This window comes from Blautia wexlerae DSM 19850 (assembly GCF_025148125.1).
Lineage (GTDB): Bacteria > Bacillota > Clostridia > Lachnospirales > Lachnospiraceae > Blautia_A > Blautia_A wexlerae.
The window spans coordinates 3,332,420-3,344,341 of the sequence record NZ_CP102267.1; the positions used below are offsets into that span (position 1 = coordinate 3,332,420).

7 protein-coding genes are annotated in these 11,922 nt (G+C 43.5%); 1 reads left to right on the plus strand and 6 read right to left on the minus strand.

Going from position 1 to position 11,922, the window contains the following annotated elements:
• Window position 1 precedes the first annotated feature (1 nt).
• The gene (gene addB, locus NQ550_RS15540; RefSeq protein WP_025579769.1) at window positions 2-3,376 is read right to left on the minus strand and encodes a helicase-exonuclease AddAB subunit AddB; all 3,375 of its coding nucleotides are present in this window, start codon (window positions 3,374-3,376) and stop codon (window positions 2-4) included.
• A 103-nt stretch (window positions 3,377-3,479) separates the two neighbouring features.
• Here addB and NQ550_RS15545 point away from each other — a divergent pair, with 103 nt between their 5' ends.
• Complete coding sequence (locus tag NQ550_RS15545; RefSeq protein WP_025579768.1) at window positions 3,480-3,917, plus strand: FMN-binding protein; 438 nt, start codon at window positions 3,480-3,482, stop codon at window positions 3,915-3,917.
• Between the two features lie 61 nt (window positions 3,918-3,978).
• Here the strand turns inward: NQ550_RS15545 and NQ550_RS15550 are convergent, their stop codons facing one another.
• The 5 genes from NQ550_RS15550 to NQ550_RS15570 all read right to left on the minus strand — a co-directional run bounded on the left by NQ550_RS15550 (window position 3,979) and on the right by NQ550_RS15570 (window position 11,457).
• Complete coding sequence (locus tag NQ550_RS15550; protein WP_025579766.1) at window positions 3,979-5,895, minus strand: NAD(+) synthase; 1,917 nt, start codon at window positions 5,893-5,895, stop codon at window positions 3,979-3,981.
• A 58-nt stretch (window positions 5,896-5,953) separates the two neighbouring features.
• A complete protein-coding gene (hslO, locus tag NQ550_RS15555) occupies window positions 5,954-6,832 on the minus strand; it encodes an Hsp33 family molecular chaperone HslO (RefSeq protein WP_008706643.1) in 879 nt (292 codons plus the stop codon).
• A gap of 117 nt (window positions 6,833-6,949) precedes the next feature.
• Window positions 6,950-7,762 (minus strand): class I SAM-dependent DNA methyltransferase, encoded by an 813-nt coding sequence (locus NQ550_RS15560; protein WP_025579765.1) that lies wholly within the window; start codon window positions 7,760-7,762, stop codon window positions 6,950-6,952.
• A gap of 171 nt (window positions 7,763-7,933) precedes the next feature.
• A complete protein-coding gene (locus NQ550_RS15565; protein WP_025579764.1) occupies window positions 7,934-9,079 on the minus strand; it encodes a hypothetical protein in 1,146 nt (381 codons plus the stop codon).
• A gap of 320 nt (window positions 9,080-9,399) precedes the next feature.
• Complete coding sequence (locus NQ550_RS15570) at window positions 9,400-11,457, minus strand: HelD family protein (protein WP_025579762.1); 2,058 nt, start codon at window positions 11,455-11,457, stop codon at window positions 9,400-9,402.
• Window positions 11,458-11,922: the final 465 nt, after the last annotated feature.

Sequence of the window (11,922 nt, forward strand, 5' to 3'; positions counted from 1 at the left end):
CTTATTCTGCCTCCCTGTCAAATGCTTTCCATAATTCCTCATCAGAGAAGTTTTTCAGTCTGCGGAATTCATATCCTGACAGCCTGCGGTCAAATCCGCATACCGTCATATACGGACAATAAGTACACGCATTCTTTTTTCCGAGCTCATAGGGAGAAACCTCTGCATCTCCCTCCAGAATAGAACTTCTTATCTTCTCAATCTTCGTCCTTACATACCGTCCAAGCACTGCGAACTGTGTTCTGTCTGCCACAGAAGAATTTTTGCGAAAGCTTCCGTCCTTATTAAATGCGACAGGAATGGAGCCAAGACTGCTGTCCATCCTGTACACAAGCTCCGGATCTGCCTGAACCAGTCCATTCATCTTCAGTTCTTTCATAAGACCTGCACTGACTGCTTCCACATCCGCATCTATCTTCTCCTGGATCATAGGATCCTTGATATTGTAATAAAAAACTCCCGCAGGAATAATCTCCTTATCCGGATATTTCTTCTGCTCTACACGCAGAGCACCATCCAGATAGATCATCAGCTGTAACTGCAGGCCATGATACAGATAAACCAGGTCAAAGGATGTATTTCCGGTTTTATAATCAATCACCTTCACATACACCTTATTCTGATCTTCCATAATATCTACTCTGTCAATCCGCCCTCCCCCGAAGGTTACCTCAAAGCCTTCCGGCTGAAATTCTCCCTGTTCCAACTGTTTCTGAAGTGCCCATACCGTCCTTCTGAGGATTCTCCTTGTTCTCTCGATCATATATTCATTTCTGGCACTGCTTTTGAGCACCGTGTTTCCATAATCTGCCACAATATTATCCAGGCACCGGTCCGCAATCTCATTCCGTTCCTGTTCTGTCAGCTCTGTCCATTTCATGCCTCTTTTTCGCACTTCTTCTGCAAAGCTTTCCAGTGCTTCATGCATAACATTTCCCATATCCATAGGTTTAAACTCATATTCCACACGCTCGGTAAGTTTCATTCCATACTGAAGGAAATGTGCAAATGCACAGGCTGCAAAACGTTCCAGTCTGGTAGCACTGTAAGGTGAAACCTCTCCGTATAATGCCTTCGCCACACTCTGGCTGATAATGTCCTCTGGTTTTCCGGCAAAAGCCGACTGTACCAGCTTCTGTACTCTGCTTCTGTATTCCGGATTCCGCAGATACCAGCTATAAAGCTCTCCAAACATTGCATCCGTCTCATCTGCCTGCTCCAGAATATCCTCATGTTCTTTCTCTGTCTCCTGTACCAGCTTCTCCAGAAACAGATCAATCCCAGCTTCCGGACTTTCCGGATAACAATAATTGTTTATAGAATTTTTATGGGGTCTGACCCCGGCTCCACCCTCAATTTCCAGCTTCGGATACAGACTGCGTATACTCCCGATCAGATATGCCGAACTTATGCCTTCTCCTTTTGCATTTGTATCACTATAGGAGAGGATCAGCTTTTCTCCCGGTTTCGTCATATTCAGATACAGATAGAACCTCTGCATATTCATCAGTTCTTTAGGCCCCGGTGCCAGTTCCACTCCTTGCTCCTGGAAGAAATCCCTGTCAAGCTCTGATAAGATTCCGCCTGTCTGTGTGCTCTTTGGGATATTTCCCTCATTCACGCCAACAAAGAACAACGCCTTAATCTCCTTTAAGCGGGATCGTTCCATATCACCCACCATTACCTGATCTATGCTCGGCGGAATCAGCGCTACTTTTGCCTGAGAAAGTCCCGATTCCAGAAGCTGTCGGAACTCCTGTCTGTTTACCGTTTCTTCGCCAAGAATCTCAACCATCTTATCCAGCAGGTCCATCACAATTCCATAAATCTGGTTATATTCTTTTTCCATTGCTTTATCGCCTGACTCTTTAAACCTTCGCTCCTGTCGTTTCAGTTTCTGCCAGACATTGCTTTTTTGGATAAACTCATAGAGAATCCGGCAGTACTCTTCCACTGTCTTCTTCCCGGAACCAAATCCCTGTGCAAGTTCCCTTACTTCTTCCGCAAAGATTTCTCTGATCTCATTCAGTTCCTGTATCTTCTCCGCTTCCATTCCTCTGTACACACGAACCCATTTTTCAGACCATTTCTTATATCCCCGGATTCCCAGCGCCAGCACGTAATTCTCCAGCTTATCAGCCTGTTCTCTGGTAACTTCTGACATCCCGCATCTGAGATAACGGAAAACACTCTCATAAGGAAATCCCTGTACCGCCATCTCCATGGCAGCGCGCAGATACTCCACAAAAGGATTCATCATTACCGAGTGCTTCTCGTCAATAAAATATGGAATATCTGCCTCCTCAAATACCTGTGCTGCAAGTCTTGCATATTCTTCCAGATTTCCTGTGATCACTGCAATCTCACCATAGCGGTATCCGCAGGTACGCACAAGTTCTGACATCCTTCTGGCAGCCTCCCGCATTTCTTCCAGGGGGGATGGCGCAGTAAATATTTTTATCTCCTGCTGTTCTTCGGCATACACGCCCTTTCTGTAGCGGAAGATATTTTTCTCCAGGAACTGTAAGGCAGGTGCCTGTGCAAACCGGGACTGTCCGGATGGTTTCAGATACACTGGATCCTCCAGATCTCTGGTCAGCCCTGCAAGTGTCCGTATCATCTGCTTGCTCATAAAGAAAAGCTGATAAGGTTTTCCCGGAGAAAAAGCATCCTCCCGTTCGTCCATAGTCACAGTAACACTTATGCGGTCAGCAATGACCAGAAGTTCCCTGAGCACATTGACCTGAATTGGCGTGAATCCGGTAAATCCATCAAAGAGAAATTCCGCTCCCTTAAGTTTTTCGGAAAAAGGAAGCTGTTTAAGCAGGACATCCATCACCTCTTCCCCTGTCATATAATGCCCCTTCAGGAATTCCCTGAATGACTGATAAAGGATTCCCACATCCTTAAGCTTCATTTCAAGTAACGGCTGATCTTTGGCCTTCTCTTTCATTTCTGCCAGATTCTCTTCTCTGATATCATACTGCATAAATTCTGAAACCAGAGACTTCACCTCATCCAGATATCCCGGCTTATTCATCTGACTTCCCAGATAGGCAAGTTCCTTTCTGTGCTGCTGCACCATTTTCTGCAGCACCATGCTTTTTCCCGTATCTTCCAGAACCTTTCTGTTATCTCCGCCGGTTTCTTCAAATACACGGTACGCAAGACGTTCAAAGCTCAGGATGTCAATATTCAGGATTCCTTTTCCCGGGTGCATTTCCACCAGCGTCTTCTGTGTCTGCATGGTAAACTGCTCCGGAACAATAATATAGTAATTTCTCTCCGGATGTTCCATGGACTCCCGGATTACTCTCTCATATGCAAAATAAGACTTTCCGGCACCGGAACTGCCGATAATAAACTGTAATGACATTCTTCTCTCCTTACTGTCGGTTACTCACATTCGTTGTTTCAGTATATCATAATTTAAGCACTTCTGTAATAGAATATACAAAACCATCCAGGAGGCGTGTACCATGAGTGCAAAAACAAAAATCATAGTCCTACATATGAAGGAAGTTATATACACCGGCATTTTCCTTCTTCTTGCTGTCATCCTGGCTATTGTACTTTTTTTCATGTTTGGACCCGGTCAGAAAAAAAGTGCCTCAGCCGATGCCAAAAGCCTGTACAAACCGGGAATTTATACTTCCTCCATCGACCTGAATGAAAACACCTTTGACCTGGAAGTAACTGTTGACTCTGACAGGATAACTTCCATCCGTCTGGTAAATTTAAGCGAAAGCACCGCAGCCATGTTTCCTCTCATGGAACCGGCTCTGGAATCACTGGCCAGCCAGATCTATACCTCCCAGTCGCTGGAAAATATCCAATATTCCGAAGATCAGAAGTATACTTCCATGATTCTTTTGAATGCAATTGAAACAGCACTGAAAAAAGCGGAGAACAACTGATCGTTCTCCGCTTCGCCATGCAAAATCACGCGACTAGAATCCTCCACTCCGCTATGCGATTCTAAATATCCATATTTTCAAGCTGCTCCAGCCATACTCCTGCACTTGCATCACTTGGCATTCTCAGATCACCTCTCGGTGAAACCGCAACGCTTCCCACCTTCGGGCCATCCGGAAGGCAGGAACGTTTAAACTGCTGTGCAAAAAATCTCCAATAGAAGGTTTTCAGCCATTTGAAGATTGTCTCCTTATCATACATTCCTTCAAAAGTCTCACATGCCAGCCTGTAAATTTTCTCCGGTTCAAATCCTGCACGAAGCATATAGTACAGATAGAAATCGTGAAGTTCATAAGGTCCCACCAGATCTTCTGTCTTCTGTGCGATCTTGCCATCCTTAGGCGGCAGAAGCTCCGGACTTACCGGTGTATCCAGAATATCAAGAAGAACCTCTGTCAGCTTCTCATCTTTGCAGGTATCCGCATAATAACGTACAAGATGACGCACCAGAGTTTTCGGCACTGAAGCATTCACGCCGTACATGGACATATGGTCACCATTGTAGGTTGCCCATCCCAGAGCCAGCTCAGACAGATCTCCTGTTCCCACCAGAATCGAGCCATCCTGATTTGCACTGTCCATCAGGATCTGCGTTCTCTCTCTTGCCTGGCTGTTCTCATAAGTCACATCATGCACAGACGGATCATGAGCAATATCCCGGAAATGTACATTTACTGCTTCTTTGATATTGATCTCACTTAAAGTCGCACCCAGACACTGACTTAATTTGCAGGCATTCTGATAAGTTCTGTCTGTGGTTCCAAAGCATGGCATGGTAATACAGTGGATATCCTTTCTGTCCGCACCGGAAAGGTCAAAGGCTCTTGCGATCACAAGCAGTGCCAGTGTGGAATCCAGACCTCCGGAAAGTCCCACTGTTGCCTTATGGCAATGGATATGATCCATACGTTTCTTAAGTCCCATTGCCTGGATATTCAGGATTTCATCACAACGCATATCCCTTTCTTCTTTTCGTGAAGGTACAAAAGGATACTGCGAATATTTTCTGGTCAGTTTTGTCTCTTCCACATTCAGATGGAAGCACACTTTAATATGATCACTGTCGTCAGCCGGCTGATAAGTAGTCAGTCTTCTTCTCTCATCGTTCAGCCTCTGCACATCAATCTCACTGTATACAATACCATTGTGGAAACGTTTTCCTTCCGCAAGGATCACTCCATTCTCTGCGATCATATTCTGACCGCCAAAGACCAGATCCTGTGTAGACTCACCTTCTCCTGCATTTGCATATACATATCCGCACACCAGACGTGCAGACTGTCCGGAAACAAGATCTCTGCGGTAGCTGTCCTTTCCGACCATCTCATTGCTGGCTGACAGATTCACGATCAGATTCGCTCCTGCCTGTGCATGGAGAACGCTTGGCGGCAGTGTCACCCATAAATCCTCGCAGATCTCTGCTGCTGCCACAAGCTCCGGCTCCTCCTCACAGATAAAAAGAATATCTGTTCCAAAAGGAACTCTCTTTCCCTCAATATCCACATATTCCAGACAGCCAAGACCTGATGCAAAATGGCGCTGCTCATAAAATTCTCCATAGTTTGGAAGATAAGTTTTCGGAACCAGACCAATGATCTCGCCTCTGTTTAAAACTGCTGCCACATTATATAATTTTCCATGATTTCTGAAAGGCACACCTACAAAAACAAGGGCATCCACATCAGCAGTTTCCTTTGTGATCTTCAGCAAAGTTTCCCAGGCGCTGTCGAGAAGACGTCTCTGCAGGAAAAGATCCTGACAGGTATAGCCTGTGATACAAAGCTCCGGAAAAACCATAACCTTCACATGTTCTTTCTCCATCTCATGGATCAGTCTGATAATCTCATTTCCATTGGCATTGCAGTCTGCAACTGTGATATAAGGTGTTGCGGCTGCTGTTTTGATATAACCGTTTTTCATTTTCTACCTCTTCTTCCCTGTGCTCCGGCAGATCTATCTGTCAGTACATTGGCGTCTCTTATTTACATTTACGCAGGATTTCTTTCAGTTCTTCCACTGTAAATTCATAATTCTTATTACAGAAATGGCAGTTCATCTCAATGGACTTACCTTCCTGGATCATTTCATTGAGTTCTTTTCTTCCAATGCTGATCAGAGCTTTCTCCACTCTTTCTCTGCTGCAGTTACAGTAAAATTCCGTAGGAACTTTCTCATTGATCTCCATATCAAAGCCCTCCAGAACTTTCTCAAGCAGACTCTCAGGAGTATGCCCCTCTTCCAGAAGATTTGTGACAGATGTGATTTTCTGCACATTTTCCTCAAGCTTCGCAATTGTGCTTTCTTCCGCAAACGGCATCAGCTGCACGATAAATCCGCCAGCCTGACGTACTGTATTATCTTTATTCATAAGAACTCCAAGACCAACTGCTGACGGTACCTGTTCACTTGTAGCAAAATAATAGGTAAGATCTTCTGCGATCTCGCTGGTCTGAAGCGCAACCTGTCCAACATAAGGCTCTTTCAGTCCCATATCCTTGATCACGTTCATAAATCCTACTCCGACAGCACCTGCAACATCCAGTTTGCCCTTGCTGTTTGCCGGGATACATACATCAGGATTTCCCACATATCCCTTTACACGACCTTTGGAATCTGCTGTCACAGTAATTCCTTCTAGAGGACCTCCTGCCTTAATCTGAAGTGTAAGGATGTCCTTATCCCCCTTCATCATGGTACCCATCATAGCACCTGCTGTAAGAAGACGTCCCAGTGCTGCTGTGGCTACCGGGCTTGTATTGTGATCCTGTCTCGCTGTTTCTACTGTTTCTGTAGTAACTGCCGCAAATGCCCGAATCTGATCATTCGCTGCAATTGCTCTGATAATATAATCGTTCATTCGTTTATTACTCCTGTTATTTCTTTCATATTATTTTCATTTTGTCCATGGCTTAACATCAAATCAATAGCAATCCCCGTAAACAATGCATTAATTAAGAGGCCTGCTATAATCGCATCAATCCGCGCGATGTGTCTCAGGTTTCTCCGGAATCCTTCCATGATATCCGTTCTGTGCACTTTTTCCATGCTCTCTTGCAACAAAAGTCAGACGTTCACAATTCTCATCACCCGGATTATGAGTATATGCATCACAGACTGCCACCAGTTCCATTCCTGCTTTCACAATCATAGCCTTGATTGCTTCTATGGAATATGCTTTCTGTACATGTTCCTCCTCACACTTCTCATACAATCCGTCTTCTCTTGGAAGAAAAAGTGCCAGTTCATATACATTCAGGGCATTTTCCCTGTCATAACTGTTCTCCCAGATAAAGCTTCCGTCCTCTCTGTCCTCAGCAATAGTCGTATCACCGATCACATCCCGGTATTTATGGATCGTATTCATATCAAAAATGAACAGTCCGCCCGGATCCAGATAATTATTTACCAGCGCAAAAAGATACTCCAGATCTTCCTCGTCCGTCAGATAATTCATACTGTCACAGACACTGATCACAGCACGAACCGTACCATATAACTCAAAATCCTGCATATCCTGCAAAAGATATAGAATATCATGACCGGATTCCGCCCGCTTCTCCATAGCCTCTGCAAGCATCTCCTCAGAATTATCGATACCGATCATATCGTATCCGGCATCTGCAAGCATCTCTGTCACAGTACCTGTTCCACATCCCAGCTCCAGAACCAGACCATCCCTGATCTCGTCCTGAGCCAGTGTTTCTATAATATAGTCTGCCCATTCACGATAGTTTACATTATCCATGAAAACATCATAAACACCGGCAAATCTTCCATATGATTCCATTCATCAGCCCTCATTATCTACCTGTTTTACTGTTCACTCCGTTCACAGCAACACATATTTTCCCTGCTATTCTACCACAACATCCGTTCTTATGTAAATAACAGGTTGGTCTCTGTCAGCGCAAAAAAGGACGACTGTTTTTTACAGCAGCCGTCCTTTTCAACTTTTCTGTTACTGATTCTTAGGCATATAGCGGACATACGCCGGTTCTCCATGATAGTAATAGTCAACACCGTTCTCATCATAAACGTCCTCACCATTAGCAAAATCATAGGTATTTCCGTCATCATCACACCATGTACCGTCACCGTTCGGATAAATTACAAGCGGATATCCGTCGGAGTTTCTGTAAATAGTTCTTGTCTGATCTGTATCATAGTCCGGATCATCTGTTCCTACAGGTGTTCCGTCTGCATAATATCCATTGGAAGAACCATCGTCATAATCATAAGATCCGTCACTGCTGCCATCAGAAGTATAGTCTGATGAACTGTAATCTGATGAACCGCCCGATGAAGTATCGCTGTAAGAACCGTCTGTGCCTGCTGAAGAACTTCCATCTGATGAACTGCCGGATGCTGTTTGGTCTGTACCTGCAGCCGCTGTTCCTGTAGTTCCTGAAGTGCCGTCCGCAGTTGTACCTGCTGTAGTTCCTGAAGTTTTTCCTGTTGCTGCTGCTTTCAGTACAGAATCACCGGAAATAGTGAATGAATCAACAGAAGTCTTGATTCCTGCCAGTGCTTTCTCATCCTTTACAGAACCTGCAACACTGTAAAATTCTGTTGTATTATCTGTGAAATATTTATTTACAACATATTTATAGTCACTCTTGTCAGTGAGGTAATGAACTGTATAGCTGTAAACATTTACACCGCTGACTTCCTCTGATTTATAATCCTGGATCTCAAAATCTGTACCTTCTACAAGATTATCTGCCTTTACAAGTGCAGAGGCTGTATCCTGTGAGCTTGGAATGATCGCCACAGACATATCCTCCTCACCGGAACCATGCAGGATCAGGAGTTTGCCCTGTTTCGGTGACTCGAAGCTTAACATATCGTCAGAATCTGATTTATTCGCCCATGTCGCATCCGGAAGTTTAATGGATACTGCTTTGTTCTTAGATGTATAGGTAGTATTCTGGGCATTGGCCGGTGCAGGGGTAGGAGTTGCTTTCGCTGCTTTGGTTGGCTCCGGTGTAGGAGTTACCTGTACTACACTTGAATCCTCGTCACTGCCGCCTCCAAAGCATGCAGTCATGGAAACAGATAATACAGTTGTTAAGGCCAATAACATTAGTACTCTTTTATTTTTCATAATATCCTCCTTAGAATAGATATATAGTCTTCAGGTAATATTTGATATCAGGTCAGGAGAGGAAACCTCTCTCTGATATTATTATAACTGTTCCGTACTTTATAAAATATGATATCAGGGTCAAAAGATATTTTGCCCCTAACATTATATATTTTACAATTTCATTACATAGATGTCAATGTCGATTTCTCAGCCTTCTGCGATTTGCATAGTCTGTCATAACGCCATTTTTCTGCTTCATCATACCATTTATCTTTTTTTCTCTGTAACTGAGAGATTACTTGTTACTGTGAACGGAGTGAACAGTAACGATTACTTTTTTATTTTTCCACTTCATACATATGCAGTTCATGAAGGGCTCTTGTTGCAGCGATATATCTCGCCTGACGCACAAGCGGGCTCTGATCTTTCTGCGGAAATACTGCAAATACCTGATCAAATTCCAGACCTTTTGCCAGATAGAATGTCGTAACTGTAAGACCTTTCTTAAAGCTTGTGCTGTTTCTGTCCAGATAAGACAGACGTTCTTTTATATCAAATCCTTTTTCTCCCAGAATTTCTTTCAGAAGAAGCCACATATGTTCTGCTTCTTTCTCTGTACGCAGGACAACCGCTGCTGTTTCATATTCTTCTTCGCCGAGTTTCAGAGTTTCTGCAATCTCTTCCGCAGCATGGCTCATATCTGCAAATATTTTCTCCTCCACCGGAGCACCATGACGTTCAAAGAGTTCCATATCTTCAATACCCGCAAGCTGATTTGCATAAGACGCAATCTCTATGGTGTTACGGTAACTCTTATTCATAATGATCTTGTGGATATCCCTCCCGAAAATCTTCGGCAGAAATTTCAGCACATCCTGCTGTTTATCATCCATAGTCTGTGCCCGGTCACCCAGGATCGTCATTCTGCAGGAGAAAATCCTCTGCAGAATTTCATACTGAAGCCTTGAGTAATCCTGCATCTCATCTACCACCAGATGCTTGATATTGCTTCTTCCCTGCTGGCTCTGCAAACGATATTTCAGGTAAAGAACAGGATAAACATCCTCATATTTCAGCTTTCTTTTCTCATAAGAAACACGCGGAAGTCCTTTGTATCCATTTTCTTTCAGGAACTGACTGTAGATCACATAAAGATCTCCGGTCACATACAGCTTCATGAATTTCTCACGGATCAGGTCTTTCTCATCATCTGCCAGATCACGGTCCCGCAGAGTTTCCACCTCGTCAATGAAATAATCTGCAACTGCATCCATCCTTGAGAGCAGTGGAAAATCCTGGAATTTGAAATAAAACAATTCAATAATCTCTGATTCTTTCTTTACAAATCCCTTATATTCCACATCTTTAAAATTCATCAGCCGGTCTTCCAGTTCCACCAGATAGCGTTCCATAAGATTTATAAATTCCATGGACTGCTTTTTCTCTGCCAAAGAAGCTTTCTGCGGAAAACGGATTCTGCGTTCAATTTCATCATAGCGGTCTTCGCAGTCAGAAACTGTATCCCTAAGCTGCTTATAGGCAAAAAGATCAAAGCTCATTTCCTTAATATTCTCTTCTCCCAGTTCAGGAAGGATATGGGAGATATAATCGGAAAACACTCCATTTGGTGACAGGATCAGAATATTGGAAGACTTCAGATTCTGTCTGTCATGGTAGAGAAGATAGGCGATCCTGTGAAGCGCCACGGAAGTTTTACCGCTTCCTGCTGCACCCTGGATCACCATGATCCTGTCTTTGGTATTTCGGATAATGGCATTCTGCTCCTTTTGAATGGTACGGATAATGTTCTTAAGCTGTACCTCACCGTTACTTCCCAGCTCTGCTTTCAAGATCTCATCATCAATCTTCACATCACTCTCAAATTCGTAGATCATTTTTCCGTTGCGGATCTTATACTGCCATTTCGAAGCAACCTCGCCATGGATTTCACCCATGGGAGCCTCATAAGAAGCCGGTCCTTTGTCATAGTCATAAAACAAACCGCTTACCGGAGCACGCCAGTCGTATACTAATGGAATATGCCCTGCTTTCTCTGCGAAATTTCCAATTCCAATATAAAAGATCTCCGGTTCGTCCTCTCCTTCGTAAATGAAATCCACTCTTCCGAAAAATGGAGAATCTGCCATTCTGCGAAATCTCTGCTTCAGGATCAGCTGCTCTTCATTTGCGGAAATCTGGCGGAACAATGCCTGCTGATTATCATAATTCTCATAACCATACTGGTCCATCTCTGTATAATTTTCCCAGTAATACTCATGCATTCCCTCAATCTCTTTCTGGCCTTCCACCAGAGAAAGGCTGATTTCTGTGATACGTTCTTTTAATTTTTCCAGCACATAGCCCAGATATTCTCTGCCGTTTTTCTTATCTGTCATATTGTTGATATCCTCTGATATTTGCAACTGTTCAGCAATTTCACAGTTACAATACTCCTTATTATTGTTATCATTTTCTCTTATTATTATGATGATAAAATATAGTTACTGTTCACTCCGTTCCCAGCAACACGCTTCGCGATGCAGGAAATATGAACCTCCTTGTGCAATGCCCAAGGAGTATCGTTTGCTTCGCAAACTTAATTTATGCTAATCGCATAAATTCGCGCGGTATGTCTCGGGTTTTCTGTGACCTTCGCTCACAAAAAACACCTCGCGGGATATTACCAGTGAACAGTAACAAAATATATCAATTTTCGTAGATTGGTTTTTAATTATAACATATTCCCCTCTTACAGAAAAGACGTAAATTTGCACGGTATATCTCGATTCATCTGTTTCTATGCATCCATAAGAAGCTACAGTAAACAATAATAAAAATCCCTCATCCAGTATCTGTGCGAT